This window comes from Amycolatopsis sp. NPDC004747, from assembly GCF_053601335.1.
The window spans coordinates 18,849-44,403 of the sequence record NZ_JBSGBQ010000002.1 but is presented as its reverse complement, the minus strand read 5'-3'; the positions used below and the strand labels follow the sequence as shown (position 1 = coordinate 44,403).

At 71.1% G+C, this 25,555-nt stretch carries 26 protein-coding genes; 20 read left to right on the top strand and 6 right to left on the bottom strand.

Features of this window, described 5'->3' with window-relative positions:
• Window positions 1-41 precede the first annotated feature (41 nt).
• From map to truA, 10 genes are all read left to right on the top strand, one after another.
• Entirely contained in the window at window positions 42-818 is a 777-nt protein-coding gene (map, locus tag ACWEGE_RS02695; RefSeq protein WP_449658721.1) for a type I methionyl aminopeptidase, read from the top strand.
• Between the two features lie 279 nt (window positions 819-1,097).
• Window positions 1,098-1,319, top strand: a complete 222-nt coding sequence (gene infA / locus ACWEGE_RS02690; protein ID WP_004558881.1) for a translation initiation factor IF-1 — start codon at window positions 1,098-1,100, stop codon at window positions 1,317-1,319.
• A gap of 33 nt (window positions 1,320-1,352) precedes the next feature.
• Window positions 1,353-1,466, top strand: coding sequence for a 50S ribosomal protein L36 (gene rpmJ, locus ACWEGE_RS02685; RefSeq protein WP_004558882.1), 114 nt, complete (start codon window positions 1,353-1,355; stop codon window positions 1,464-1,466).
• 205 nt (window positions 1,467-1,671) lie between these two features.
• A complete protein-coding gene (gene rpsM, locus ACWEGE_RS02680; protein WP_004558883.1) occupies window positions 1,672-2,052 on the top strand; it encodes a 30S ribosomal protein S13 in 381 nt (126 codons plus the stop codon).
• Entirely contained in the window at window positions 2,049-2,234 is a 186-nt protein-coding gene (locus ACWEGE_RS02675; protein ID WP_013222623.1) for a hypothetical protein, read from the top strand. Before rpsM ends, ACWEGE_RS02675 begins: the two co-directional genes overlap by 4 nt.
• 18 nt (window positions 2,235-2,252) lie before the next feature.
• Window positions 2,253-2,660, top strand: a complete 408-nt coding sequence (gene rpsK, locus ACWEGE_RS02670) for a 30S ribosomal protein S11 (RefSeq protein WP_004558885.1) — start codon at window positions 2,253-2,255, stop codon at window positions 2,658-2,660.
• A 23-nt stretch (window positions 2,661-2,683) separates the two neighbouring features.
• The gene (rpsD, locus tag ACWEGE_RS02665) at window positions 2,684-3,289 is read left to right on the top strand and encodes a 30S ribosomal protein S4 (protein WP_125306120.1); all 606 of its coding nucleotides are present in this window, start codon (window positions 2,684-2,686) and stop codon (window positions 3,287-3,289) included.
• A gap of 105 nt (window positions 3,290-3,394) precedes the next feature.
• On the top strand, window positions 3,395-4,465 hold the full coding sequence (locus ACWEGE_RS02660) for a DNA-directed RNA polymerase subunit alpha (protein ID WP_004558887.1): 1,071 nt from the start codon (window positions 3,395-3,397) through the stop codon (window positions 4,463-4,465).
• A 41-nt stretch (window positions 4,466-4,506) separates the two neighbouring features.
• The gene (gene rplQ / locus ACWEGE_RS02655; RefSeq protein WP_449658720.1) at window positions 4,507-5,064 is read left to right on the top strand and encodes a 50S ribosomal protein L17; all 558 of its coding nucleotides are present in this window, start codon (window positions 4,507-4,509) and stop codon (window positions 5,062-5,064) included.
• A 73-nt stretch (window positions 5,065-5,137) separates the two neighbouring features.
• Entirely contained in the window at window positions 5,138-5,965 is an 828-nt protein-coding gene (gene truA / locus ACWEGE_RS02650; protein WP_449659070.1) for a tRNA pseudouridine(38-40) synthase TruA, read from the top strand.
• 60 nt (window positions 5,966-6,025) lie between these two features.
• Here the strand turns inward: truA and ACWEGE_RS02645 are convergent, their stop codons facing one another.
• Together ACWEGE_RS02645 and eccE are read right to left on the bottom strand one after the other, a co-directional pair.
• The gene (locus tag ACWEGE_RS02645; RefSeq protein WP_449658719.1) at window positions 6,026-6,745 is read right to left on the bottom strand and encodes a hypothetical protein; all 720 of its coding nucleotides are present in this window, start codon (window positions 6,743-6,745) and stop codon (window positions 6,026-6,028) included.
• Entirely contained in the window at window positions 6,742-7,923 is a 1,182-nt protein-coding gene (eccE, locus tag ACWEGE_RS02640) for a type VII secretion protein EccE (RefSeq protein ID WP_449658718.1), read from the bottom strand. The genes ACWEGE_RS02645 and eccE overlap by 4 nt, the downstream gene beginning before the upstream one ends.
• Window positions 7,924-8,558: 635 nt before the next feature.
• On the opposite strand from eccE, the gene eccB reads away from it, so the two are divergent.
• The 3 genes from eccB to ACWEGE_RS02625 are packed head-to-tail and all read left to right on the top strand — an operon-like array spanning window position 8,559 to window position 11,599.
• A complete protein-coding gene (gene eccB / locus ACWEGE_RS02635) occupies window positions 8,559-10,193 on the top strand; it encodes a type VII secretion protein EccB (protein ID WP_449658717.1) in 1,635 nt (544 codons plus the stop codon).
• Between the two features lie 48 nt (window positions 10,194-10,241).
• On the top strand, window positions 10,242-10,574 hold the full coding sequence (locus ACWEGE_RS02630) for a hypothetical protein (protein WP_449658716.1): 333 nt from the start codon (window positions 10,242-10,244) through the stop codon (window positions 10,572-10,574).
• Window positions 10,571-11,599 (top strand): WXG100 family type VII secretion target, encoded by a 1,029-nt coding sequence (locus ACWEGE_RS02625; protein ID WP_449658715.1) that lies wholly within the window; start codon window positions 10,571-10,573, stop codon window positions 11,597-11,599. The genes ACWEGE_RS02630 and ACWEGE_RS02625 overlap by 4 nt, the downstream gene beginning before the upstream one ends.
• Before the next feature lie 142 nt (window positions 11,600-11,741).
• Here the strand turns inward: ACWEGE_RS02625 and ACWEGE_RS02620 are convergent, their stop codons facing one another.
• Both ACWEGE_RS02620 and eccD read right to left on the bottom strand, forming a co-directional pair.
• Window positions 11,742-13,352: a S8 family serine peptidase gene (locus ACWEGE_RS02620; RefSeq protein ID WP_449658714.1), complete on the bottom strand. Its 1,611-nt coding sequence runs from the start codon at window positions 13,350-13,352 to the stop codon at window positions 11,742-11,744.
• Between the two features lie 20 nt (window positions 13,353-13,372).
• Window positions 13,373-14,737, bottom strand: a complete 1,365-nt coding sequence (eccD, locus tag ACWEGE_RS02615) for a type VII secretion integral membrane protein EccD (RefSeq protein ID WP_449658713.1) — start codon at window positions 14,735-14,737, stop codon at window positions 13,373-13,375.
• Between the two features lie 306 nt (window positions 14,738-15,043).
• Between eccD and eccCa the strand changes: the two genes are divergently transcribed.
• From eccCa to ACWEGE_RS02590, 5 genes are all read left to right on the top strand, one after another.
• Window positions 15,044-19,054 (top strand): type VII secretion protein EccCa, encoded by a 4,011-nt coding sequence (gene eccCa / locus ACWEGE_RS02610; protein WP_449658712.1) that lies wholly within the window; start codon window positions 15,044-15,046, stop codon window positions 19,052-19,054.
• Between the two features lie 112 nt (window positions 19,055-19,166).
• Complete coding sequence (locus tag ACWEGE_RS02605; protein ID WP_449658711.1) at window positions 19,167-21,149, top strand: type VII secretion-associated protein; 1,983 nt, start codon at window positions 19,167-19,169, stop codon at window positions 21,147-21,149.
• A 14-nt stretch (window positions 21,150-21,163) separates the two neighbouring features.
• Window positions 21,164-21,511, top strand: a complete 348-nt coding sequence (locus tag ACWEGE_RS02600) for a hypothetical protein (RefSeq protein ID WP_449658710.1) — start codon at window positions 21,164-21,166, stop codon at window positions 21,509-21,511.
• Window positions 21,512-21,766: 255 nt separating this feature from the next.
• Window positions 21,767-22,093 (top strand): WXG100 family type VII secretion target, encoded by a 327-nt coding sequence (locus ACWEGE_RS02595; RefSeq protein WP_449658709.1) that lies wholly within the window; start codon window positions 21,767-21,769, stop codon window positions 22,091-22,093.
• 57 nt (window positions 22,094-22,150) lie between these two features.
• Entirely contained in the window at window positions 22,151-22,444 is a 294-nt protein-coding gene (locus ACWEGE_RS02590) for a WXG100 family type VII secretion target (RefSeq protein WP_449658708.1), read from the top strand.
• A gap of 105 nt (window positions 22,445-22,549) precedes the next feature.
• Here ACWEGE_RS02590 and ACWEGE_RS02585 read toward each other — a convergent pair whose 3' ends face one another.
• Both ACWEGE_RS02585 and ACWEGE_RS02580 read right to left on the bottom strand, forming a co-directional pair.
• A complete protein-coding gene (locus ACWEGE_RS02585; protein WP_449658707.1) occupies window positions 22,550-23,263 on the bottom strand; it encodes a DUF4333 domain-containing protein in 714 nt (237 codons plus the stop codon).
• A gap of 29 nt (window positions 23,264-23,292) precedes the next feature.
• Entirely contained in the window at window positions 23,293-24,186 is an 894-nt protein-coding gene (locus ACWEGE_RS02580) for a hypothetical protein (RefSeq protein WP_449658706.1), read from the bottom strand.
• A 259-nt stretch (window positions 24,187-24,445) separates the two neighbouring features.
• Between ACWEGE_RS02580 and rplM the strand changes: the two genes are divergently transcribed.
• Both rplM and rpsI read left to right on the top strand, forming a co-directional pair.
• Window positions 24,446-24,898, top strand: a complete 453-nt coding sequence (gene rplM, locus ACWEGE_RS02575) for a 50S ribosomal protein L13 (RefSeq protein ID WP_004560141.1) — start codon at window positions 24,446-24,448, stop codon at window positions 24,896-24,898.
• A gap of 14 nt (window positions 24,899-24,912) precedes the next feature.
• Complete coding sequence (gene rpsI, locus ACWEGE_RS02570; RefSeq protein ID WP_091304664.1) at window positions 24,913-25,413, top strand: 30S ribosomal protein S9; 501 nt, start codon at window positions 24,913-24,915, stop codon at window positions 25,411-25,413.
• Window positions 25,414-25,555: the final 142 nt, after the last annotated feature.

The following is a 25,555-nucleotide window of genomic DNA, read 5'->3' as shown; positions in this document are numbered from 1 at the left end:
TCGGAGGATTGCGTGTTCTGCAAGTGCTCCGCCGTGGGCGCATGATCGAAGTCAAGACCCCGGACGAGCTGCAGGCGATGCGGGCCGCCGGCCTGGTCGTCGCCCGCACGCTCGCGGCGGTCCGCGCCGCGGCGAAACCGGGCGTCAGCACCGCCGAGCTCGACGAGCTGGCCGAGCAGACGATCCGGGACGCCGGCGCGGTGCCGTCGTTCAAGGGCTACCACGGCTTCCCGGCGTCGATCTGCGCCTCGGTCAACGAGCAGATCGTCCACGGCATCCCGGCGAAGACCCAGGTGCTGGCCGACGGCGACATCATCTCCGTCGACTGCGGCGCCATCCTCGACGGCTGGCACGGCGACTCCGCCGTCACGCTGGCCATCGGCCAGGTCTCCGACGCCGACCTCGCGCTGTCCGCGGCGACCGAGGCGGCGATGTGGGCCGGGATCGAGGCGGTCAACGCCGGCGGCCGGCTCACCGACATCTCCTACGCCGTCCAGTCGGCCGCCGAGCGCGCGGGCCGCGACGACGGCGTCGAGTACGGGATGATCGTCGAGTACGGCGGCCACGGCATCGGCCGCCAGATGCACATGGACCCGTTCCTGCCGAACGTCGGCAAGCCCGGCAAGGGCCCCCGGCTGAAGCCCGGCATGGCGCTGGCGATCGAGCCGATGCTCACCGGCGGCGGCGGCGAGACCCGCGAGCTGGACGACGGCTGGACGGTCGTCACGGCCGACGGCTCCCGCGCGGCCCACTGGGAGCACACGGTGGCGATCACCGAAGACGGCCCCTGGGTGCTGACGGCCCCGGAAGACTCCTGAGCTGGGGATTCACCCACAAGCGGTGATCGCCATCACGTCCACCTGCACACGCCTTTAGCATGGTCACCCCCGGTTTGGGGGTCGCGACACGACATGCGTACACTGTCAAGTCGGCGCACTTATCGCGCCCGGATCCTGCGCGCTCGTGAATTCACGGTCTTGGGAGCCGGGCACCAGTGTGCCACGCAACACCCCAACCCGGCACTAGTGCTCGAGTTGATCATGGTGTGGCGACAGACGCTGTTGACAAGGCAGAGTTCGACAGGAAAAGCGGAGGACATGGCGAAGAAAGACGGGGCCATCGAGGTCGAAGGCCGCGTAGTCGAGCCGCTCCCCAACGCGATGTTCCGCGTCGAGTTGGAGAACGGCCACAAGGTCCTGGCTCACATCAGCGGCAAGATGCGGCAGCACTACATCCGCATCCTGCCGGAGGACAGGGTTGTCGTGGAGCTTTCGCCCTACGACCTCTCTCGTGGTCGCATCGTCTACCGCTACAAGTGATCACGAAGAGCGGCTAACAGGAGAGCAGAAGACGTGAAGGTTCAGCCGAGCGTCAAGAAGATCTGCGACAAGTGCAAGGTGATCCGCCGCCACGGCCGGATCATGGTGATCTGCGAGAACCTGCGGCACAAGCAGCGGCAGGGCTGATCGCCAAGCACTCGAGCAGAGTGGATTGACGGCTACACAACCTCCCCGCACCTGCCGGCTCACGTGAGTGAACCGGTTCACCCCCGGGCTTCAGGCCGGGGCTGGGACACCCGAGGCGCAAGCCGAGGGCACGACAGGCGAGTCGGTCCCGGAACCGGACGGGGAGCAGACCTGAAGAAGAAACTATGAAGGAGCATCAGCGCCAATGGCACGACTCGCTGGCGTAGACCTCCCCCGCGAGAAGCGGTTGGAGATCGCGCTTACCTACATCTACGGCATCGGCCGTACCCGCTCGAAGCAGCTCATCAAGGCTGCCGAGCTCAACGCGGACACCCGCGTCAAGGACCTCAGCGATGACGACCTCGCGAAGCTGCGTACGTACATCGAAGAGAACTTCAAGGTCGAGGGTGACCTTCGCCGTGAGGTGAACGCCGACATCCGTCGGAAGATCGAGATCGGGTGCTACGAGGGCCTTCGCTGGCGCCGCGGACTTCCCGTCCGTGGTCAGCGCACCAAGACGAACGCCCGCACCCGCAAGGGTCCGAAGAAGACGGTCGCCGGCAAGAAGAAGGCTGGCAAGAAGTGAGCGTCCAGGGCAAGAAGGTCGTGCAGATGGGTGGCGTTCAGCGCCGCGGCTCGGCTTGTGTCTCGCCCAAGGCGCTCTACGCCCGCCCGATGGCGCTCCGCAACCTGTACACCGACGCCGGTTCGATCATCCGGCGCGGCCAGGCCGAAGCGGTCGCCGCTCACCAAGAGAACGCGCGCTAACAGGAGAACCCTCAGAACATGCCACCGAAGTCTCGTACTGCGGCCGGGGCCAAGAAGGTCCGCCGCAAGGAAAAGAAGAATGTCGCGCACGGTCACGCGCACATCAAGAGCACCTTCAACAACACCATCGTCTCGATCACGGACCCGACCGGTGCCGTGATCGCGTGGGCGTCGAGTGGGCACGTGGGCTTCAAGGGCTCGCGCAAGTCCACCCCGTTCGCCGCGCAGATGGCCGCCGAAAACGCTGCCCGCAAGGCCGCCGAGCACGGCATGAAGAAGGTCGACGTCTTCGTGAAGGGCCCGGGTTCGGGCCGCGAGACGGCGATCCGCTCGCTGCAGGCGGCCGGCCTCGAGGTCGGCACCATTCAGGACGTGACCCCGCAGCCTCACAACGGCTGCCGCCCGCCCAAGCGGCGCCGGGTCTGAGGAACGGGGAGGAGTAAGAAGAAATGGCTCGTTACACCGGCCCCGCGACGCGTATTTCGCGTCGCCTCAAGGTTGACCTCATCGGCGGCGACCAGGCTTTCGAGCGTCGCCCCTACCCGCCGGGCCAGCACGGCCGCGGGCGCATCAAGGAGTCCGAGTACCTCCTGCAGTCGCAGGAGAAGCAGAAGGCTCGCTACACCTACGGCGTGCTCGAGCGTCAGTTCGTCCGGTACTACAAGGAAGCCGTCCGGCGTCCCGGCAAGACCGGTGAGAACCTGCTGCAGATCCTCGAGTCCCGCCTGGACAACGTGATCTACCGCGCCGGCATCGCCCGCACGCGCCGCCAGGCGCGCCAGCTGGTGAGCCACGGCCACTTCCTGGTCAACGGCCAGAAGGTGAACGTCCCGTCGTTCCAGGTCACCAAGTGGGACATCATCGACGTGCGGCCGAAGTCCATGGGCATGCTGCCGTTCGTGGCGGCGAAGGAGTCCTTCGGCGAGCGCCCGATCCCGGCGTGGCTGCAGGTCGTCCAGTCCAACCTCCGCGTGCTGGTCCACCAGCTCCCGGAGCGTGCGCAGATCGACGTTCCGGTTCAGGAACAGCTGATCGTCGAGCTCTACTCGAAGTAGTCCGGCTTCGTCGGACGCAGGGCGGCGGCGCAACAGGTGCGCCGCCGCCGCGCCATCCCTTCGACGTCATATGGCGGGCGTCGTCTGGAAAGGAACTAGGAAGAAATGCTGATTTCCCAGCGGCCGGCTCTCGGCGAAGAGACGGTCAACGAGACCCGCTCCCGGTTCACCATCGAACCGCTGGAGCCCGGCTTCGGCTACACGCTCGGCAACTCGCTGCGTCGTACGCTGCTGTCGTCCATCCCGGGCGCGGCCGTGACGAGCATCCGCATCGACGGCGTGCTGCACGAGTTCACCACCGTTCCCGGGGTGAAGGAAGACGTCACCGACATCATCCTGAACCTCAAGGAGCTCGTGGTGTCCTCGGAAGAGGACGAGCCGGTCACCATGTACCTGCGCAAGCAGGGCCCGGGTGAGGTCACGGCGGCCGACATCGTGCCGCCGGCGGGTGTCACCGTGCACAACCCGGATCTGCACATCGCGTCGCTGAACGGCAAGGGCAAGCTCGAGATCGAGCTCGTCGTCGAGCGCGGCCGCGGTTACGTTCCGGCCCTGCAGAACAAGCAGGCGGGCGCGGAGATCGGCCGGATCCCGGTCGACTCGATCTACTCGCCGGTGCTCAAGGTGACCTACAAGGTCGAGGCCACCCGTGTCGAGCAGCGCACCGACTTCGACAAGCTGATCCTGGACGTCGAGACCAAGCCGTCGATCACGCCGCGCGACGCGGTCGCGTCGGCCGGCAAGACGCTGGTGGAGCTGTTCGGTCTCGCCCGCGAGCTGAACGTCGACGCCGAGGGCATCGAGATCGGCCCGTCGCCGCAGGAGGCGGACACCATCGCCGCCTACGCGATGCCGATCGAGGACCTGGACCTCACCGTCCGGTCGTACAACTGCCTCAAGCGCGAGGGCATCCACACGGTGGGCGAGCTCGTCTCGCGCAGCGAGGCGGACCTGCTCGACATCCGCAACTTCGGCGCCAAGTCGATCGACGAGGTCAAGCTCAAGCTCGTCGGTCTCGGCCTCGCGCTGAAGGACAGCCCGCCCGGGTTCGACCCGACCGCGGCGGCCGCCAGCTACGACGGTGAAGGCTGGTCGGAGGGTGTCGGTGGCATCGCCGACGGGATTTCGGACGGCCACGACGATGGCCAGGACTACGCAGAGACCGAGCAGCTCTGAGGCCGTGTGCCTGGACGCTGTGAGCTGAACTAGGAGAACCAATGCCCACCCCTACCAAGGGAGCCCGGCTCGGCGGGTCGTCCGCGCACGAGCGGCTGATCCTGGCCAACTTGGCCACGCAGCTGTTCGAGCACGGCAAGATCACGACCACCGAGGCGAAGGCCCGCCGGGTCCGCCCGCTGGCCGAGAAGCTGATCACGAAGGCGAAGCGGGGCGACCTGCACAACCGTCGTCAGGTGCAGAAGGTCGTCCGTGACAAGGACGTCGTGCACAAGCTGTTCGCGGAGATCGGTCCGCACTTCGCGGAGCGCGCGGGTGGCTACACCCGGATCACCAAGACGATGCCGCGCAAGGGCGACAACGCCGCCATGGCCGTCATCGAGCTGGTGGCCGAGAAGACGGTGACCTCGGAAGCCGAGCGCGCTCGCAAGACGAAGTTCGCCAAGGACGAGAAGGCCGCCGCTCCGGTCGCCGAGGAGACCACCACCGAGGCGCCCGCCGCTTCGGAGGAGGCTCCGGCTGCCGAGGAGGCCAAGGCCGAGGAGACCACCGAGGCCCCGGCCTCGGAGGAGACCGACGCCGACGCCAAGAAGGACTGACGTCCTGACGGCCGATTCGACACCGGACGAGCCCGCCACTCCCCTCGGGGAGGGCGGGCTCGTTCGTCTGCGCCTGGACGTGTCCTACGACGGCACGGACTTCTCGGGCTGGGCCCGCCAGCCGGGCCGCCGCACGGTCCAGGGGCTCCTGGAGGAGGCCCTGCAGAAGCAGCCGCCCGGCGCCGCGGTGCCGAAGTCCGTCGTCGTGGCGGGCCGCACGGACGCCGGGGTGCACGCGACCGGCCAGGTGGTGCACGTCGACGTCGTGCCGCTTTCCGGGCCCTCAGGCCGCGTTCCGGTGTCTCCCGAGGGCATCCCGGACCTGACCCGCATGGTGGGCCGCTGGAACCGCCTGCTGCCCGCTGACGTCCGGGTGCTGGGCGCCCGGATCGCGCCCGAGGGCTTCGACGCGCGGTTCTCCGCGATCCGGCGGCACTACCGCTACCGGGTCTCGGACGCGCCCTGGGGCGTGGACCCGCTGCGCCGCCACGACACCCTGGCCTGGAACCGTCCACTGTCGACGGACGCGATGAACACGGCGGCGGCCGAGCTGCTCGGCCTGCACGACTTCGCGGCGTACTGCAAGCAGCGCGACACGGGCACGACGATCCGCGAGCTGCAGCGCCTGGAGTGGGCCCGGGTGGACGACCACCTGCTGGAGGTCCGCGTCTCGGCGGACGCGTTCTGCCACTCGATGGTCCGCAGCCTGGTCGGCGTGCTGCTGCTGGTCGGCGACGGCCGCCGCACGGACGCGTGGCCGGGGAAGGTGCTGGAGAGCGGCATCCGCGACAGCGCGGTCGCCCCGGCCCACGGCCTCACGCTGCTGGGCGTCGACTACCCGCCGGACGCCGAGCTGGCCGCCCGCGCCGAGCAGACCAGGAACGTCCGCACCACTCCCTGACGACCGAAGCGGGTGGCTCCCCGAGGGGAACCACCCGCTTCAGCGTGTCCGGAGAGGACCTCAGTCGCCGCGGCGGACCGGGCCGAGGAGCTGCTGCTCCTTGCCTTGCGTCACCAGCCGCAACGGCCGCCAGAGGTTGCGGCCCAGCGCCACCACCTGGTCGTCCTTCAACGTCGTCAGCTGGCGCATCATCTGCGGCGGCAGGCGCCAGATGCGGGCCGCCAGCTCGGCCTGGCCGGCCGGGAGGCGCTGCATCAGCACCAGGTCCGCGGCGTTGGCCGTCGCGCCCGCCTGCGGGTGCAGGTACGGCAGCACGTAGACCGTCGTCTGCCACGGCGAGCGGGGCGGGAACAGGTCCTGCGGGGTCGGGCCGCCGTCGGTCACCACCAGCAGCGGCGCGTCCTCCGACGGCCGCGGCAGCTCGACCGGCGACAGCCGGCGGATCTGCACCAGCGGCGACGGCCGCCCGTCGCGGCTGCCCGCCGCCCGGGAGAGCACCTGCCACTCGGTCGGGCGCCCGGTCGCGACGACGACCCAGGCGCCGACCGCCATCGCGCGCATGGCCACCTGCCGGGCCAGGTACAACCCGCCCACCAGGACGATCCGGGTGGGGGTCGACCGCAGCGCCGAGATGGTCAGCGGCTCGCCCTTGAGGCCCGAGCCCAGCACGATGCCGCCGCGGTCGCCCGAGGGGCTGATCGCGTCGAGCAGCGCGGGGTCCACCGTGAACTCCGGTGCCACGCCACTGTTCTGCCCCGCGTCACGAACTCGCGAACTCATGCTGTGCCTCCGATCGGCAACGTCGCGGCGAACGCGGAGACCTGCAGCCCGCGCAGCGGCGTCAGGTCCACCCCGAGCCGCTCGGACAGCCCCTGCAGCCGCTGGTCGGCGGCGTCGAGCTCACGCGGGTTCCGCGCGCTCAGCCGGACCACCCCGCGCAGCCCGATCTTGCCCTCGTCGGACGCCGGGGAAATCGACATCGCGAGCGTCGCCGACAGCGCGCGGACGCTCGTCAGCGCGTTCAGGCTGCTGGTCACCTTGCCCTTCGGCCAGCCGGTGATGGCGTAGCTCGCGTGCCCGATGCCGGCCGCGGTCACACCGGACCACCGTTCCTGCAACGTCACCTTGGTCGGCGACCCGGCCACCGACGTCAGCTCCGCGGCGGAAATGCCCGCCCGCAGCAGCTCGTCGGGGTCGAGCGGCCGGGTCGGCACGCCCTGGGACTCCAGCGCGTTGCGGACCCGCGACAGCGCCCCGATCAGCGCGCGGTGGGCGCCGACGACGCCGCCGCCGCGTTCCCGGATCGCCGCCGGGCAGCGCTTCGGGTCGAGGCGGATCGCCACCCACGTCGTCCGCCGGGCGGCCGCGGGCAGCGGGCCAAGCACCTCCATGTAGGAGCTCAGCGCCGGCGAGTCCGACGGCAGCGCCGCGCTGCCCGGGTAGCAGTGCCAGATCATCTGGATCGAGTCGAGGACCACGCCGCGGTCTTCGAGGCAGGGCGCCAGCGCCGACAGCGGGAGGCTCGGCGCGCCGTCGGCCTGGGTGATCAACGCCGGCGCCGGCTCGACGAGCAGCACCGCCGTCCAGGTGCCGTCGTTCCAGGCGAGCCCGACCTGCTGGCGTTCGTGGTCGACGCCGTGCGCGACGACGAGGTCCGGCACGGCGATCCGGAGCAGGTTGACGCGGGCGTCGTCGGGGCCGGTGACCGAGGTCTCCTCGGCGGCCAGCTCCTCGACGGTGCTCGGCGGCAGCGGGTTCGCCACCCGGTCGTGCGAGCGGAAGGTGTAGCGCAGCGTCAGACCGACCCACTGGGTGAACCAGCGGCCGCGCCAGCGCAGCAGCGCGACGATGAGGGCGAAGCCGACGATGCCGATCCCGACGTACTTGAGCGACATGTCGATCGCGAGCAGGACCAGGCCGATCGCCAGGCCGACTTCGAGCACCACGAGGTTGGCCACGGGCAGCGGGCCGAGGGTGACGCCGGCGGACCGGCGCCGTGCCGGCGGGGCCACCCGGGCCGGGCCGGGCGGGGGAGTCTGGGGACCGCTGTCCTCGGGGCCGGGGGAACCGCCGGAGCCGCCACCGGGACCACCTGGGCCACCGGGTCCGCCGCCACCGGGACCGCCAGGGCCACCGGGTCCGCCGCCACCAGGACCACCGGGACCACCCGGGCCACCGGGACGTCCGCCGGGGCCACCGGGACCGGGGCCAGGACCGCCGGGACCGCGCGGGGGCATGCCGGGGCCGCCGGGACCACCGGGACCGCCACCGGGTCCACCGGGCACCCCACCGGGTCCGCCAGGGCCACCCGGAACGCCACCGGGGCCGCCGGGACCACCGGGTCTGCCCGGCCGCGGCGGCGGGCCCGGCGGACGGCCACCGGGCGGCGGGGGCCCGGGCGGGCCAGGCGGACGTGGAGGAGTGGTGACGGACATCCGCGCTTTCTCTTCCCCTCGTGCTTGCTGCGTACCCCGGAAAGCCGGGTCCCGGGGTGCCCGACCCTAGCTTGAGTTGGTAGAAACCCCACACCAGACGGTCCCCGTACGGCTATCCTGCGGAACCGTACCGCGACGGGGAGAGCTGTAGGTCGAGAATGCCATCAACACCCACGACTAAGTCTCAGGTCCAGGCGTATCAGTTCGTCCTACGGCGGATGCAGTCGGCGCTGGTCCGGCGGGATGCCGTGATGCTGCACGATCCGATGCGCACCCACACGCGCGCCACGATCGTCGGGGTGGTGCTGGGTGCGCTCGGCATGATCGTCTTCGTGGTCTGGGGCCTGCTCAGCCCGGCGCCGTCGGTGCCCGAGGCGGGGAACATCGTGATCGGCGAGCAGTCCGGCACGGTCTACGTCGTGGCGGCGGGCAACCCGAAGAAGCTGATCCCGACGTTCAACCTCGCGTCGGCGCGGCTCCTGCTGCTGGCCCAGCAGAAGACGCCCGGCGCGGGCGCCGCCGGCGCTCCCGCCGCGCCCGCCCCCGCCGCGGCGAGCCCGGCGAGTGTGAAGAATCCCACCGTCGTTTCCGACGAGCAGCTCAAGGACATTCCGCGCGACAAACTGACCGGAATTCCGGACGGTCCGCAGCTGATCCCGACCGATTCCCAGCGGATTACCCCCAATTGGGCCGTCTGCGACCAGGTTCAGCTGGACACGTCGCTGCCGAACCCGGACACCGGCCGGACCAACACCTACGTTTTCGGCGGCGTCGCGCCGAGCAGCCTGGGCACCGAACTGCGGGAGAACGAGGCGTTGCTGGCGAAGGCCGACAACGGGAAGACCTACCTCGTCTACCGGCTGCCGAGCTCCCGGAACCGGCCGAACGCGAACACCGTGCGCGCCGAGATCGACGTCGACAACCCGAACGACGCCGTCCGGGTGGCGCTGCAGCTGCCGCCGTCGCCGCGGAAGATCACGCAGGGCCTGCTCAACGCGATCCCCGAGGTCGCGAAGCTGACCCCGCCGAAGATCCAGAACGGCCAGGCCCCGGCGGACTTCGACGGCCTGACCACCGGCGATGTCTTCGCCACGCAGCAGGCCGGCGAGACGACGCTGAACTACTGGGCGATCACCCGCGGCGGCATCCAGCGGGTGTCCAACGCCGTCGCCGACATCATCCGCGTCGCGAAGAACGGCAGCTCCGGCAAGATCCAGACGCTGGGCCTCGACAAGCTCGCCGGGGTGCACACCCTGCAGCCCACCGACCCCGACTACATCCCGGTCGACGACTTCCCGCGCTCGGTGCCGACGGTCCTCGACGCGACGAAGAACTCGTCGGTCGCCTGCCTGGGCTGGTCGCTCGTGGGGTCCGGCCCCGACCAGGACGCGCACACCTCGGTCTTCGTCGACACGCAGCTGCCCGGCCAGAAGAGCACCGGCGAGAAGTTCACGCCGATGGCGGTGACCACGCCGGGCCCGAACCGGGTGCCGCTCAACGGTTTCTACCTCAAGCCCGGGTTCGCCGCGGTGGTCCAGTCCGCCACCGGCAAGGCCAGCTTCGGCAAGGGCCAGATCCAGCTGATCTCCGACCGGGGCGTCCGCTACAGCGTCCCGGACGCGCAGACCGCGGACGCGATCGGCATGAACAACCGGCAGCCCGCGCCCGAGTCGATCATCGGGCTGCTGCCGACCGGGGCGTCGCTGAACACCCAGGACGTGCTGCGGCAGTTCGACTCGGTGCCGATCGACCCGAACGCCGGCTCGTACCCGACCGTGAAACCGGGGAGCTGAGGGAACCGACGGCCCGCGGCGGGCGTCCCACGCTCGAAGGTCTTTCTCGTGAGCGGAGGTGCCGTGGCCGGCTTGAAGATGGACGGCGTCGTCGTCGCCGGGTACGCCGAGACGGCCGAGGCCGCGGCGGCCGAGCTGGACGCCGCGGCGGCCGAGGTCGGCGGGGACGCCACCGCGGAGTCCTACGGGACGCTGGGGGCCCGGCTGGGCGTCGGCGAGTCGTACGGCCGCGCGTCGGGGGCGTTGCGGCGGCAGCTGGCCGACGGCGCCGAGGCGCTGCGCTCGGCCGCGGAGGCGCTGCGGCAGGTGACGGTCCGCCACGGCGGGCAGGACGAGGAAGCCGCGGAGCTGATCAAGCGGGCCGGGAGGCTCGACGGATGACGACTTCGGTGCCGGTGCCGGCGGGCGAGGACATCACGGCGGCGGCCGAGCCGTACCTGGGGTACCTCACGGACCTTTCGCAGCAGCTGGGCGTGATCGACCCCGTCGAGACGTACTTTCGGCCGCTGGTCGGCCGCTGGGCCGAACTCGGTGCGGAGGCGGACGGCCTGCGCCGGGCGGCCTCGGTGGCGGCCGACGTCTCGGCGCGCCTGGACGACCAGCTCGGCCGGCTCGACGCGGGCTGGGAGGGCAAGGACGCGGACTCCTTCGTCGCCTACATCCGCACGATCAGCGCGGCGGGCGGCGACCTCCGCGAGGCCCTCGACGCACTGGCGGGCGCGCTGGACGAGCTGGTGACGACCCTGCGCCACGTCGTCGTCGACCTCGTCGAGGTGCTGGTGGACGCGGCGGAGCTGACGTCGGAGACGATGCTGCTCCCGTCCGGTGGCACCAAGCGGGCGCGGGCCCAGCTGCAGGAGACGCAGGACTCGGCGAAGGCGCTGCACGAGACCGCGCAGGACGTGCTGGAAGCGTTCGCCCGGCTGTGCAACGGCGTCGACGACCCCGACGCGGCGTCCCGCACCATCGAAATCCGGCACCGCTACCCGCCGGAGCGCTTCAAGCTGCACGACGACGCCCTGAACGAGGCGGGCGAGCAGGCCGACGGCCCGGCTTCGGCGGCGCCCGCGGCCGACGACGAGGTCATGACCCCGTCCGCGGCCGACGGCCCGGCGGAGGGCAAGCACACGGGCGCCGGCACCCCCGACCCCGCCCAGCCCGCCGACGCGGCCGCCCCGCAACCGGCCCCGCCCGCCCAGGACCACCAGAGTGCGTCCGGCGGAGTCCCGATGATGCCGATGATGGGCTTCGGGGCGTTCGGCGGAGGCGGTGGTGGCGGCCGCCGCCAGTCGAAGACCCGCCCGACGACGAAGCCGTCGGAATTGCTGGGCGAGCCCGGCCTGGTCGCCCCGCCGGTCATCGGCGAGGACGAAACCCCGCCGCAGAAGAAACCCCCCGCGAAGTGACGGAAGGGTCAGCTCACGTGATTTGGGGGTCAACTCGCGTGATTGCAGGGTCGACACGGCGGATGTGCCGTGTCGACCCTCTGATCACGTGAGCTGACCCTTCAATCACGGGTGATGACCTTCCCGTCACGCGTGATGCCCGTCAGCGGCGGGGGTTCGGCTCGGCCGGGCGGTTGCGGCGGATGGTGTGCATCACGAACAGCGTGATCAGCAGGGCGAGCACGCCGCCCGCGGTGCCGGCCAGTGCCACGATCACCGGCGTCGAGCTGTGGTTGTTGGCCGGGGGGAGCTGGGCCAGCTGCGGGCCCGGGGCCGGGGCCTGGTTCCCGACCTCCGAGGGCAGCACCTGCGTCAGCGCCGCCACCGGGTCGATCACGCCGTAGCCGACGAAGTTGTCGCGGCCGCCCGGGGCCGCCGGGTGCTGGGCCGTCTCCTTGATCCGGTTGACGATGCCCTTCGCGTCGAGCTCCGGGTACTTCGCCTTGACCAGCGCCGCCAGGCCGGCCACGTACGGCGCCGCGAAGCTGGTGCCCTGGATCTCGCTGGCCTTGTCGCCGTTCTCGAACGTCAGGTTCGCCAGGCTGCCGGATCCCTCGGCCGGGTCGAGCGAGACGATCTTCGTGCCCGGCGCCGCGACGCCGACCCACGGGCCGTGCACGCTGAACGGCGCCACGCCGCCGGTCTCGTCGATCGCGCCGACCGACAGCACGTCGTCGGCGAACCACGGCGGGGTCACGATCGTCTTCGGCTTGCGCGCGTCCGGCTGGTCGTTCTGCGGGCAGGTGTCCGTCGCGTTGCCGGCCGCGGCGACGATCACGATGCCGGCCTGCGCCGCGAAGCGCACGGCCGCCTGGACCTGCTGCTCGCCTTCGGTGATCGACCCGGTGGCCGGGCGGCAGTTGTCGACCGACATGTTGATGACGTCGGCCTCGCGGCGTTCGGCGATGCCGTGGATGATCTCGGCCAGCGTCCTCAGCGTGCCCGCGGTGCCGGCCTTCTCCAGCTGACGCCCGCCGTTGGACTGCCCGGGGGAGGTCCCGTCGCCTTCGGCACCGCCACCGCCGCCGCCCGGCGGCAGTTCGGTGCTGGACCCGGACGGCGGGTTCGTGCTCGACGACGACGGCGGGGCGCTCGAGCCGGCCGTCGCGTTCTGCTTCGCGGGCTCGTAGTTCTCGCTGAGCTGGCGGTACGAGACGATCGTGGCGTCCGGCGCGACGCCGACGAACCCGACTTCGGGGTTGTCCGGCTTCGCCCCGATGATCCCGGCGACCTCGGTGCCGTGGCCGTCGCAGTCCTCGAGCCCCGGCGGCTGCCCCTTGGTCGGTGTGGCCACGTAGTCGCCACCGGACTTGAGCCGGTCCTGGAACCACGGGTGCCGCGCCACGCCGGTGTCGATCACCGCGACCCGGACGCCCCCGCCGACACTGCCCTTGGCCGCCTTGACGATTTCCTGCGCCTTGGAGATCTGCAGGTACTCCTGGCCCCACGGGCGGTTCTTGAGCTGGATGTCCTGGCCGAGGGTGCTGCGCTGCACGCAGCCCTTCGTCTGCGTGTACGTCTTGTCGGGCTGGCGCTGGTCGGGGACCAGCTTGTCCATGTCGACCGGCGGCGGCGTCGCGAAGTAGCCGTCGGCCGGCGCGGCCTGCGCCCACGCGGGCACCGCGAGCGTCAGCGGCGACAGGAGGCCGATCGTGCCGGCCAGCAGGGCGGTCGTGGTCCGCCGGGTGGCGCCGGGACGTCGTGCTGCTGCCATCGGAGATTCACCCGATCCGGTCACTTGAAGTTCAGGTGCCGCAGGGTGGTGTAGAGGTCCATCACACCGAGGGCGAGGGGCAGCACGGAGGCGATGCAGATCGCTTCGATGATCTCCACCGTGCGCCGCAGCGGCGGCGAGAACCGCTGGTTCGGGAAGATCACGCCGACGACGAGCGCGCCCGCGGCCAGCAGGACCAGCGCGCCGAAGACGTAGAGCAGGCGGTTCTGGGCGCTCGACGTGATCAGCCAGCCGGCGGCGATCCCGGTCGCCGAGACCAGGCCGGTGGTGAGCAGGGCGATCGCCTGGCTGCCGTTGGCGTACGCGCGGGCGCGCAGCAGCAGGACCAGCGTGGCGACGACGCCGAGGATGATCCCGAACGCCCCGGGCGCGCTCGCGGCGATGATCGCCGAGACGGCGACCGTGGCCCCGCAGCCGACCATCAGGCCGGTCATGTAGTTGTGCGCGATCGCCGTGCGGCGCTCGATCGCCCGGTAGTCGGGGAAGCCGGAGTCTTCCTTCAGCTCTTCGGCGTTGCTCGGGACGTGCGGCAGCGGCAGCTTCGCGAGCCAGATCGTGGCGCGCGGCAGGATCGAGATGCAGGCGAGGGCGACCGCGACGGTGCCGGCCGCGATCCCGGCCGCCGGGTGCGCGACGAGCGTGCCGAACAGGAAGGCCAGCGCGCCGAAGGTGCCCGCGGTGGCCGCGGCGATGAACGTGGTGATGCCGGCGCCGATCACCATGATGCAGACCGAGGCGACGATGATCACCAGCACCGCGCCGAGCAGCAGGTTCGCCCGCAGGGACAGCCCGGGCACGATGTAGAAGCCGCTGACGAAGGCCAGCGGCAGGCCGCCCGCCGCGGCGATCAGCACGCCGGTCGGCTCGGCCTGGTAGCCCTTGGCGAGCGTGGCGCCGATCGCGACGCAGGCGATCGCGCCGATCCCGCCGGCGATGGCCGCGCCCAGCGCGCTGCCGCCGTAGAACGAACCGCTCATGAACAACGCGACGGCGGCGGCGAACAGCGCCAGCCCGCCCGCGACGTGCCCGAACCGGTTCGCGGTCTCCTTCGTCCACGGCCGGAAGCTGTCCGGCGAAGACTCGGCGATGGCGTCGACGACGTCGTCGTAGAGCGGCGGCGGCGGGTTCTCGTTGCGCTTGCGCAGCTGGAGGAGCTCGCCGTCGACGACGCCGAGCGAGGCCAGCGTCCGGCTCGGGTCGAGCGGGGCGTCGCCGAGTTTCGCCAGCGCCCAGCCGCCGTGGCGGGCGCCGCCGTCGGGCGAGGTCTCCTTGGCCATGTCCAGCAGCATCGGCAGCAGATCGGCCACCGCGACGTCGGCGGGCAGCGCCACGTCGATCCGGGTGGACGGCGCGACGACCGTCACCCTGCTGAAAACTGTCGTGCCCGTAGCCACTGCACTGCCCCCGCTCGGTCGATACTGCTCCCGGGGGAACTTATACCGAACCCGGGCGCGGGCATCATCGAACGTCCGAAATTCACCGGCTGCCGCAGCTCAGGGCGGCCAACGCGACATTACTGTCGGTGCCGGGCCGTACACTCGCCTCACGACGATCGGGCAGCGTTCCCCGGCGGTTCCGGCATCCGGCGGAATTCCACGGGGGCGTTCGATAGGTTGGTCGCGCACCAACGCGGTGGCCGCCATCGTCGAGTTTGAATGAGGGGTCCTTCGATGAGCACGCTGCAGTTCAAGAAGTCGCCGCGGCTGGCGGCACCGCGGCCGCCGGGCGGCGAGGTGCACCTCGAGCCGCCGCCCGAGGTGCCCCGGGTCATCCCCGGGAACATCGTGATGAAGGCGCTTCCGGTCGTCATGATCGTCGCGTCGCTCGGGATGATGGTCTTCATGTTCCAGGCCAGCAACCGGAACCCGATGATGATGGCCATGGGCGGCATGATGGTCGTCGGGACGCTCGGGATGATGGCCGGCGGCGGTGGCAAGGGCGGCGGCGCCAAGCGGGCCGAGATGGACGAGGACCGCAAGGACTACCTGCGCTACCTGGGCCAGATGCGCGACCGCGCCCGCGAGGCGATGGTCGACCAGCGGGCCGCGCTGGAGTGGGTGCACCCCGACCCGCAGTCGCTGTGGTCGCTGGCCGCCAGCCGCCGGATGTGGGAACGCCGCCAGAACGACCAGGACTTCCTGCACCTGCGCGTCGGGCGCAGCTCGCACCGGCTCGCCACGCGGCTGGTCCCGCCCCAGACCGGACCCGTCGACGAGCTGGAGCCGATCGCCACCCTCGCGCTGCGCCGGTTCGTGCGCGCGCACTCGATCGTGCCGGACCTGCCGACCCAGATCACGCTGCGCGGGTTCGCCGCCGTCAGCATGCAGGGCGACCGCGCGCTGACCCGCGGCCTCACCCGCGCGATGCTCGCGCAGCTGGTTTCCTTCCACAGCCCCGACGACGTGCTGATCGCGGTCGCCACCGCGGGCCGGGCGAAGGAGGAGTGGGAGTGGGCGAAGTGGCTGCCGCACGTGCAGCACCCCACGCTGTCGGACGGCATCGGCCAGCTCCGCATGATGGCCGGTTCGCTGGCCCAGATCGAAGACTGGCTCGACGAAGAGCTGCGTGACCGCCAGCGCTTCTCCCGCAACGCCACGCCGGCGCCGGACCAGCCGCACGTCGTGATCATCATCGACGACGCCGAGGTGACGCGCGAAGAGCAGATCGTGCTCGAGGAAGGCCTGGTCGGCGTCACGCTGATCGACCTGTCCGACTCGCTCGGCAACCTCGCCGCCCGCCGCGGCCTCCGGCTGGTCGTCGAGGCCGACAGGCTGGGCGCGCGCAGCGCCGGCGGTGTCGAGTGGTTCGGCCGCCCGGACACCCTCAGCCTGGTCGAGACCGAGTCGCTGGCCCGGCTGATCTCGCCGTACCGCGTCGGCGGTGCCGCGGGCCAGGACGTCGGCGACGAAGAGCCGCTGCTGTCCAACCCGTCGCTGCTGGAGCTGCTCGGCATCCCGGGTGACCCGATGACGTTCGATGTCCAGCAGGCGTGGCGGCCGCGCCCGATCCGCGACCGCTACCGGGTGCCGTTCGGTGTGGGTGAGTACGGGCAGCCGGTCGAGCTGGACATCAAGGAAGCCGCCGCCGAGGGCATGGGGCCGCACGGCCTGTGCATCGGTGCGACCGGTTCCGGTAAGTCGGAGTTCCTGCGCACGCTGGTGCTGGGCCTGCTGGCCACGCACTCCTCGTCGACGCTGAACTTCGTGCTGGTCGACTTCAAGGGTGGTGCGACGTTCCTCGGGCTGGACAAGGCCCCGCACGTGTCGGCGGTCATCACCAACCTCGCGGACGAGGTCACGCTGGTCGACCGCATGAAGGACGCGCTGGCCGGCGAGATGAACCGGCGGCAGGAGGCGCTGAAGAACGGCGGCAACTTCAAGAACGTGTGGGAGTACGAGAAGGCGCGCGAAAACGGCGCGGACCTCGACCCGCTGCCGGCGTTGTTCATCGTCTGTGACGAGTTTTCCGAGCTGTTGAGCGCGAAGCCGGACTTCATCGACCTGTTCGTCGCCATCGGCCGGCTGGGCCGGTCGCTGCAGATGCACATGCTGCTGGCCTCGCAGCGCCTGGAAGAGGGCAAGCTGCGCGGCCTGGACTCGCACCTGTCGTACCGGATCGGTCTCAAGACGTTCTCGGCGGCGGAGTCCCGCGCCGCGATCGGCGTGCCGGACGCGTTCGAGCTGCCGTCGGTCCCCGGTGGTGGCTACCTGAAGTACGACACCTCGACGCTGGTGCGGTTCAAGGCGTCCTACGTCTCGGGCCCGTACCGGCCGGCCGGGCTCAAGGCGGCGGGCCCGGCGGCGACCGTGGTGCGGGCGGACAAGCGGCCGCAGCTGTTCGTGCCGGACTTCGTGGAGCTGCCGAAGGAGCCGGAGCCGCAGCTGATCGAGGCGCCGGTGGCGCAGGCGCCGCAGTCGGAGGAGGCGGTCGAGCCCAGTGAGCTCGACGTCATCGTCTCGCGCCTGGTCGGGCAGGGCCCGCCGGCGCACGAGGTGTGGCTGCCGCCGCTGAAGGACCCGAACTCGCTCGACACGCTGCTGCCCAACCTGAACCCGACCGACGACCGCGGCCTTTCGCCGGTGGGCTACTTCGGCAACGGGCGGCTGCAGGTGCCGCTGGGCATCATCGACCGGCCGTACGAGCAGCGCCGCGACCCGCTGTGGGCGGACTTCTCCGGCGCGGCCGGGCACGGGGTGATCGTCGGCGGCCCGCAGACCGGCAAGTCGACCATGCTGCGGACGCTGATCATGTCGATGGCGCTGACCCACACCCCGGAGGAGGCGCAGTTCTACTGCCTCGACCTCGGTGGTGGCACCCTGGCCGGGCTCGCGGACCTGCCGCACGTGGGCGGGGTCGCGGTCGCCCGGCGCGAGCCGGACAAGGCGCGGCGGATCGTGGCCGAGCTGACCACCCTGCTCACCGAGCGGGAAGGCCGGTTCGGGGCGATGGGCATCGACTCGATGACCGAGTTCCGCAACCGCAAGCGCCGCGGCGAGATCCGCCCCGATCAGGACCCGTTCGGCGACGCGTTCCTGGTGGTGGACAACTGGCGGGCCCTGCGCGACGACTTCGAAGAGCTCGAGACCACGATCACCCGGCTCGCCACGCAGGGTCTGTCCTACGGCGTGCACGTGATCATCTCCGCCAACCGGTGGGCCGACATCCGCCCGGCGATCAAGGACATGCTGGGCACCCGGTTCGAGCTGCGCCTCGGTGACCCGACCGAGTCGGACATCGACCGGCGCATCGCGGTGAACATCCCGGCCGGGCGGCCGGGCCGGGGCCTGACCCGGGAGAAGCTGCACATGCTGGGCGGTCTCCCGCGGATCGACGGCTCCAGCGACGCGGAGACGATCGCCGCCGGGGTGGCGGACGCGGTGGCGAAGATCAAGGGCGCCTGGCGCGGCCGGGTCGCCCCGCAGGTCCGCCTGCTGCCGGAGATGATCACCTACGAGGACGTGCTGCAGCTCGACACCGCGCGGGACTCCAAGCTCATCCCGATCGGCGTCAACGAAGAGGACCTGCAGCCGATCTACCTGGACTTCAACGCCGAACCGCACTTCTACGCCTTCGCCGACGGCGAATCCGGGAAGACGAACCTGCTGCGGCAGATCGCCCGGGGCATCTCCGAGCGCTACACCGCCAAGGAAGCGCTCATCCTGCTGGTCGACTACCGGCGCACGATGCTCGGCTTCATCCAGGGCGATTCGCTGCTGGGGTACGCGGTGTCCTCCGCGCAGCTGGAGAGCATGGTCGGCGACGTCTTCAACTCGATGACCCGCCGCCTGCCGGGCCCGGACGTCACGCAGGAGCAGCTGAAGACGCGGTCCTGGTGGAAGGGGCCGGAGCTGTTCATCCTGGTCGACGACTACGACCTGGTCGCCACCTCGACGAACAACCCGCTGCGGAAGATCTCCGACTTCCTGCCCCAGGCCAAGGACGTCGGCCTGCACCTGGTGGTCGTGCGCCGCACCGGTGGCGCGAGCAAGGCGATGTACGACCCGATCATCGGCAAGCTCAAGGAAATCGCCGCGCCGGGCATGGTGATGAACGGCTCCCGCGACGAAGGTGCGCTGGTCGGCAACATCAAGCCGTCCGCGATGCCGCCGGGCCGGGGCAACCTGCTCACCCGCAAGTTCGGCAAGCAGCTGATCCAGGTCTCGTGGATCCAGCCCGACTGAGCACCGTGGCGGGGCGCGCCGGGGTGGGGGGTAGGTTCCTCCCCGAGGGCGCGTCCCGCGGGCGGGGCGCGGGGGATCGCGACGAAGACTGCGTCGTTCTTGGGAGCTGCTGGTGACGGTCCGGGTTGCGGTGGACTTCGGGACATCGAGCACCTGCGTCGTCGCCTCGGTGAACGGGCGCGAGCCGCAGGTCGTGGTGATCGACGGCCAGCCGCTGATGTCCTCGGCGGTGTACGCGGCGGCGGACGGCACGCTGTTCGTCGGCCAGGAGGCCGAGCGGCAGGCGGCGGTCGACCCGTCGCGGTACGAGCCGAACCCGAAGCGGCGGATCGACGAGGGCGAGCTGCTGCTCGGCGAGAACGTCCTGCGGGTGACCGACGTCGTGCACGCCGTGCTGGGGCGCGCGGTCTCCGAAGCGCGCCGCCTGGCCGGTGACGCCGAGGTCGACCTGCTCGTGCTGACCCACCCCGCGGACTGGGGCGCGATCCGCACCCGGCTGCTGCGGCAGGCCGCGGGCGGGCTGGCGCGCGAGGTCGCGCTGGTGCCGGAGCCGGTCGCGGCGGCGGTGTACCACGCGGCGACGTTCGCGCCGCAGGAAGTGACGAACGACCGCACGGTGGAGTTCAGCGGCCGCCCCGGCGACGCGCTGGCCGTGCTGGACCTCGGCGGCGGCACGGTCGACGTCAGCGTGGTGCGGCGGCTGCCGCCGGACACCGCGCGCGACCGCGCCGGCCGTCCGCAGCGCGGCGGCTTCCAGGTGCTCGCCACCCGCGGCGACCCCGGCTTCGGCGGCGCGGACATCGACCAGGCGCTGCTGGAGCACGTCGGTTCGCTGGTCTCCGCGCCCGATCCGGGCGCGTGGCGCGAGCTCGTCGAAGGCCGCGAACTGGCCGACCGGCGCCGGCGCCGCGTACTGCGCCAGGACGTGCGAGGCGCGAAGGAGACGTTGTCGCGGCACGCCTACACCGACGTGCCGATGCCGCCGCCGTTCGCCGACGCGCACGTCACCCGTGAGGACCTCGAACGGCTGATCGCGGCCCCGCTGGGCCGGGCCGTCGAGCTGACGGTCGCCGCGATCGGCGACGCCGGCCTGCGGCCGAAGCAGCTCACGGCGATCTTCCTGGTCGGCGGGTCGAGCCGGATCCCGATGATCTCGCGGCTGGTGCACGAACGCACCGGCGTCGTGCCGACGAGCCTCGACCAGCCCGAGACGGTCGTCGCGCGCGGTGCGCTGCGGGCGGTGCTGGTGGACCCGGACCGCACCGGCGCGCTGCCGGGGGAGGCAATGGCGCGGCTGGCCGCGGCACCGGGTGCCCTCGGCCCGGCGGCGCAGCGCACGGAGGTCGTCCGCCCCGGCGACGTCGCCCCGCGCCCGGCGCCGCCGCGCACCGCGCCCGGCGGGTTCCCGAACCGCCCGGCGCCCCCGCCGTCGCCACCGGCAGGCCAGCCGGTGGCCCGGCCGTGGACGCCGCCCGCCGGGCAGCCCGCGCGGCCGAACCCGCCGGGCCCGGCCGCGTCCGCCCGGCCCGCGCCCCCGGCCGCGAAGAGCCGGCGCAAGCTGTGGGGCTCGGTCGCGGGCGCGGTGGTCGTCGTGGCCGCGCTCGTCGCCGGGTTCCTCGTCTTCAGCAACTCCGGGAACCAGCCGGAGAGCGGCCGGACGCTTTCGCAGTACGACTTCAAGTTCGTCGCTCCCGAGGACTGGGTCCAGACCGACGACCGGGTGGCCGACAAGCAGGTCGTGATCCACCCGCAGGAGTCCCGGGACGGCAACGACCTCGTGGTTGCCCAGGAGTACGTCATGGACTACGACGCGACCGCGAACCCGCAGACGCTCGTCGACGAGCTCCGGCACCTCGCCGAAGGCGCGCCGGCGCGCTGGAGCGCGTACAACCCCAGCCTGTCCTACGCCGGCAAGACGGTGATCGGCTACCACGAGAGCAAGCCGGACCGGCCCGACCTCCAGGTCGACTGGTACGTCGTGGCGAAGGGCCGGATCCGGGTCCACGTCGGCTGCCAGTACGCCACGGCCGCGCTGCGGGACCGGGTCGCCGCCGCCTGCACGCAGGCCGTGCGCACGGTCGAAATCCTCAACTGAGAGCGGGGCACGCGGTGCCGTCCGAAGAATTCGCAAGCGCCGCGGCGTCCTTCCGGCGCATCGGCCAGGACGCGGTGACGCACGCGCGTCGCGTCGCCGGGAACGCGAAGGCGCGCAACCAGCGGCACCACAGCGAAAACGCCGATCTCCTGAAGCGCGGCGGGCGCGGTGCGAAGTCCGGCGATCCGACGCCGGGAACGCTGCGCGCGGCCGCCGAACGGTTCCGGCGCGCGCGGGGGCTCGTGGTTCCCGCGGTGCCCGATCCGGTTCCTTCGCGTTCGCAATCTCCCGCGCGAGCCCCTCGATCGGGTGATGACGACGAAGACTTTTCCCAGATGCGAATCATGCAGCGCGATCAGTGAAACCGCTGCGACGGTTGCTGTGCGCGTGCTAATCCCGCTGGTGGGGAACATGTTTTCGGGTGATGCGCCACCGGTTCGGGGCGTTCCCCGGATACCCGTGGCGACCGGTTCCCGCGGCGGGCGTTAACGCAAGCAACTACTTCGCGGCAAAGCACGACAAGGGGGAACCGGACGTGGCAGTGTCTGCGTCGTAGGGCCGTACGAACGAACAAGCTTGGTACGGACAACCACCACTCTTCTGAAGGGGGTACCGGTATGAGCGCCGGACAGGGATTCCAAGGAACAGTTGTTCAGTTCACCGAGGCCGAAGGGCGCGTCACCGAGGTTCGGGCCCAGATGGACCAGAACCTCTCGACGCTGCGCGACCGCATCGAGGCCACCCGCGCCGGCTGGCAGGGTGAAGCGCAGAAGGCGTTCGACCACGTGATGATGCGCTTCGACGACGACGCCCGCGGCATGGCGCAGGCCCTGCAGCGCATCGGTGAGCTGCTCAAGGAAGCCGGCTCCAAGTACGAGCGTTCCGAGCAGCAGCAGCAGGAGATCATGGGCGCCATCAACCGCGGCTTCGACGCCCTCGGCTGAGCACCTTCCGAATCCTTTCTCGACCACCCGACATCTTCAGCTCAAAAGGAGTAAGTCATGCCTGATGGCGCCGGCATTGTCGTCAATTACGCCACCATCCGCGCGGCCGCGGACGACTGCACCCAGACCGGGGGCGAGCTGCAGTCCGCGTTCGACCGCCTCAAGGACGACCTGCGTCCGCTGACCACCACGTGGACCGGTTCCGCGAAGGAGCAGTACGACGCCGCCCAGCGCACCTGGGACCAGAAGTTCGAGGACCTGAAGCAGGTTCTGGCGCAGATCGCCGCCGCCCTGCCGCAGATCGCCGACGGTTACCAGCAGACCGACAGCGCCGTCGAAGGCCTGTTCTGAGCCGGTAGCCCCGGAAACCACGGCGGGCCCGCACTCCGGTGCGGGGCCCGCCGTTTTCCTTTTGCGGGCCGGAAATTCCGTGCCCGGCCGAGGCGCCGGCAGCCGTCAGTGCGGGGCGCCGACCTCGTACTCGGGCCGGTCGTTGAGCACCCGCACGGTCACCTTCTTCTGCTGCCCGCCGATGGTCACCGTGCAGTCGAACGTCGTGCCGTTCCGCGCGGCCTCGTTCGCCGGGCACTGCGCGTTCTTGACGTCGGGCTCGCCGTAGTTCTCGTTGAGGACCTTGACCACACCGTCCTCAAGGGACTGCCGGTCCAGCACGTCCCCGCGGAACGCACCCAGCAGCCACGCCGCGCCGCCGCCGAGCGCGAGCACCAGCACCGCGCCGACGGCGATCAGCACCGGCTTCTTCGACTTCGGCTTCTTCGCCGGTTCAGCCGGGAACGCGCCGAGGCCGCCGTACTGCGACGGCTGGAACCCACCGCCGTACTGCTGCCCGTGGCCGGGCGTCGGCGGCTGCTGCTGCGGAGTCGGCTGGGACGGCGGCTGCCACGGGCCGCTCTGCTGCCCCGGCTGCTGCCACGGGCCCGAGAACGAGCCCGACGGCTGTCCCGGGTTCCACTGGCCGGTGTAGGACCCGGTGCCCGGGTCGTGCTGCTGCTGCCACTGCCCGGCGTGCGGGCCGGTCGCCTGCTGCTCGGGCTGCCACCCCGCGGGGGCGCCGGAAGCGGGCGGCTGCCACCACTGCTGCGGCTGCTGCGGGTCGGACGGCTGCGACGGTGGCTGCGGCGGCTGTGACGGTTGCGACGGTTGTGTCATCGGAGATCACCTCGGGTCCTGGTCACGCCTCAGCTGCCCTGCGCTTCGCCGAGCCGGCGGTAGAAGTCGTCCATCGCCGCCCGGTCGGGCAGCACCGTGATCTGGCTCGCGTCCGGCAGCTTCGGCATGTCCTGCTGGCTCGCCTTGCCGGTGAACCGGAACTCGTACTTGAGCTCGAGCTGGTGACCGTCGCCGGCGAACTTGGCCTCCATCACGAAGGAGACGAGGCTGCCGTCCGGGTTCAACGTGATCGTGGCCGGGACCGCGGCCTTCTTCAGCTCCGGCCCGATCTTGTCGGTGATGCTCGGCGGCAGGATCTCGACCTTGTTCTTGACGAAGATCTCGAACGGCACGTTCACCGTCAGCGCGGTCTTGCCGTCGCCGAGGCTCTTCGCGCCGCGGACCGCGCGCTTGTCGGCCTGGTACGCGTCGACGGCCGAGTCCGCCATCCGGCACGGCGTCAGCACCCCACCCCAGGCGCACGGGAGCACCAGGCCGCCCTCCGGCTTCGGCATCGAGACCCACGCCGTCGGCGAGACGCCCTTCTGGACGTACATCGGGCCGAGGTAGGTGTACTCGACCGTGCCGTCCGCGGGCGTGTACGTGTCGATGATCTCGTCCGGGTTCTTCTGCGACCGGTGCCGCACCGCCCGGCTCTCCGGGCTGCCGGTGCGCGCCGACGTCACGGTGCTGTGGATCCACTTGTCGTCGAACTTGAAGTAGGCGTCCAGCGAGTTGGTGACGTCGCGCGAGTCCGTGATGGCGTCGCCGAGCTTGCCGATCACCTGCTCGAACTTGGCGCCGACGTAGTCCGCCGCGTCGTCGCCCTTCGGCAGCGCGGTGCCCGCCTTCGCCGTCCCGCAGGCGCTCACCAGGGCCAGCAGGGCACCCAGGACGAAGATCGCCGTCGGTCGTTTGGTCATGCCGTCCCCTGCTCGCCTGGTGCCCGGATCGGCCCCATCCTCGCGTGTCACGGCGGCGCGTGCAGGCGCTTCGGGGGGAAAATCCGGTAGAGTCCCGGCTGCGCCCGGGCCGCTCGGAGCCTAGTATGGGCGCTTCCACCACCCCCGATGCGCGGGTGCGGTGACCGTGGGGGTATCTTCATATGTCGTTGTGCGCTGCGGCGCGTAAGCGCTAGGCCCGCACAGAACCCACACGCAATGTTGACGACGAGGTAGACCCTTGCCCACGTACAGCCCCAAGCCCGGCGACGTCACTCGTGCCTGGCACGTGATCGACGCCGAGGATGTCGTGCTCGGACGGCTGGCGACCGAGGTCGCCACGCTGCTGCGCGGCAAGCACAAGCCGACCTACGCCCCGCACGTGGACACCGGTGACTTCGTCATCATCGTCAACGCCGAGAAGGTCGCGCTCACCGGAAACAAGCGCGAGCAGAAGTTCGCGTACCGGCACAGCGGTTACCCGGGCGGTCTGCGGAAGCGCTCGTTCGGCGAGCTGCTGGACACCAAGCCCGAGCACCTTGTCGAGAAGGTCGTCAAGGGCATGCTGCCGAAGAACAAGCTCGGCCGCGCCCAGGCGAAGAAGCTGAAGGTGTACGCCGGCCCGCAGCACCCGCACGCCGCGCAGCAGCCGCAGGCGCGCGAGATCACCAAGATCGCGCAGGTCGCGCAGTGAGTGAGGAACAGTCTGTGACCAGCACCGAGACCGAGGCCCCCGAGGTCGTCGAGACCACCGAGGCGACCGAGACCGGCGCCGTCGCGACCAGCGAGACCCCCGCCGCGCCGCGCCCGTCGCGTGCCGCCGGCGGCAACGCCCAGACCGTCGGCCGCCGCAAGGAAGCCGTCGTCCGCGTGCGGGTCGTCCCGGGCACCGGTGAGTTCAAGCTCAACGGCCGCACCCTCGAGGAGTACTTCCCGAACAAGGTGCACCAGCAGCTCATCCGCGAGCCGCTGGTCACGGTCGAGAAGCCGGACTCCTTCGACATCTTCGCCAACCTCAAGGGCGGCGGCGTCTCCGGCCAGGCCGGTGCGCTGCGCCTGGCGATCGCCCGTGCGCTCGTCGAGGTCGACGCCGACGACCGCCCGGCCCTCAAGAAGGCCGGCTTCCTGACCCGTGACGCGCGCGCCACGGAGCGGAAGAAGTACGGCCTCAAGAAGGCCCGCAAGGCCCCGCAGTACAGCAAGCGCTGATCGCGCCTCTGGCGCAACCCACCGGAGCGCCCATCCGTCCATCGGATGGGCGCTCCGGCGTTTTCAGGACCGGCGCTTCCGGGGTATTCGTGTGTCGTTTCCGCTGATCGGAGCGACATCCAAGGGTGGGGGATCGTGGTCC

What these genes read in the sequence shown, in the direction of transcription:
- map (WP_449658721.1), top strand. Translation starts at nt 42, where the DNA reads ATGATCGAAGTCAAGACCCCGGACGAGCTGCAGGCGATGCGGGCCGCC.
- infA (WP_004558881.1), top strand. Translation starts at nt 1,098, where the DNA reads ATGGCGAAGAAAGACGGGGCCATCGAGGTCGAAGGCCGCGTAGTCGAG.
- rpsM (WP_004558883.1), top strand. Translation starts at nt 1,672, where the DNA reads ATGGCACGACTCGCTGGCGTAGACCTCCCCCGCGAGAAGCGGTTGGAG.
- rpsK (WP_004558885.1), top strand. Translation starts at nt 2,253, where the DNA reads ATGCCACCGAAGTCTCGTACTGCGGCCGGGGCCAAGAAGGTCCGCCGC.
- rpsD (WP_125306120.1), top strand. Translation starts at nt 2,684, where the DNA reads ATGGCTCGTTACACCGGCCCCGCGACGCGTATTTCGCGTCGCCTCAAG.
- ACWEGE_RS02660 (WP_004558887.1), top strand. Translation starts at nt 3,395, where the DNA reads ATGCTGATTTCCCAGCGGCCGGCTCTCGGCGAAGAGACGGTCAACGAG.
- rplQ (WP_449658720.1), top strand. Translation starts at nt 4,507, where the DNA reads ATGCCCACCCCTACCAAGGGAGCCCGGCTCGGCGGGTCGTCCGCGCAC.
- ACWEGE_RS02645 (WP_449658719.1), bottom strand. Translation starts at nt 6,745, where the DNA reads ATGAGTTCGCGAGTTCGTGACGCGGGGCAGAACAGTGGCGTGGCACCG.
- eccB (WP_449658717.1), top strand. Translation starts at nt 8,559, where the DNA reads ATGCCATCAACACCCACGACTAAGTCTCAGGTCCAGGCGTATCAGTTC.
- ACWEGE_RS02625 (WP_449658715.1), top strand. Translation starts at nt 10,571, where the DNA reads ATGACGACTTCGGTGCCGGTGCCGGCGGGCGAGGACATCACGGCGGCG.
- ACWEGE_RS02620 (WP_449658714.1), bottom strand. Translation starts at nt 13,352, where the DNA reads ATGGCAGCAGCACGACGTCCCGGCGCCACCCGGCGGACCACGACCGCC.
- eccCa (WP_449658712.1), top strand. Translation starts at nt 15,044, where the DNA reads ATGAGCACGCTGCAGTTCAAGAAGTCGCCGCGGCTGGCGGCACCGCGG.
- ACWEGE_RS02595 (WP_449658709.1), top strand. Translation starts at nt 21,767, where the DNA reads ATGAGCGCCGGACAGGGATTCCAAGGAACAGTTGTTCAGTTCACCGAG.
- ACWEGE_RS02590 (WP_449658708.1), top strand. Translation starts at nt 22,151, where the DNA reads ATGCCTGATGGCGCCGGCATTGTCGTCAATTACGCCACCATCCGCGCG.
- ACWEGE_RS02585 (WP_449658707.1), bottom strand. Translation starts at nt 23,263, where the DNA reads ATGACACAACCGTCGCAACCGTCACAGCCGCCGCAGCCACCGTCGCAG.
- ACWEGE_RS02580 (WP_449658706.1), bottom strand. Translation starts at nt 24,186, where the DNA reads ATGACCAAACGACCGACGGCGATCTTCGTCCTGGGTGCCCTGCTGGCC.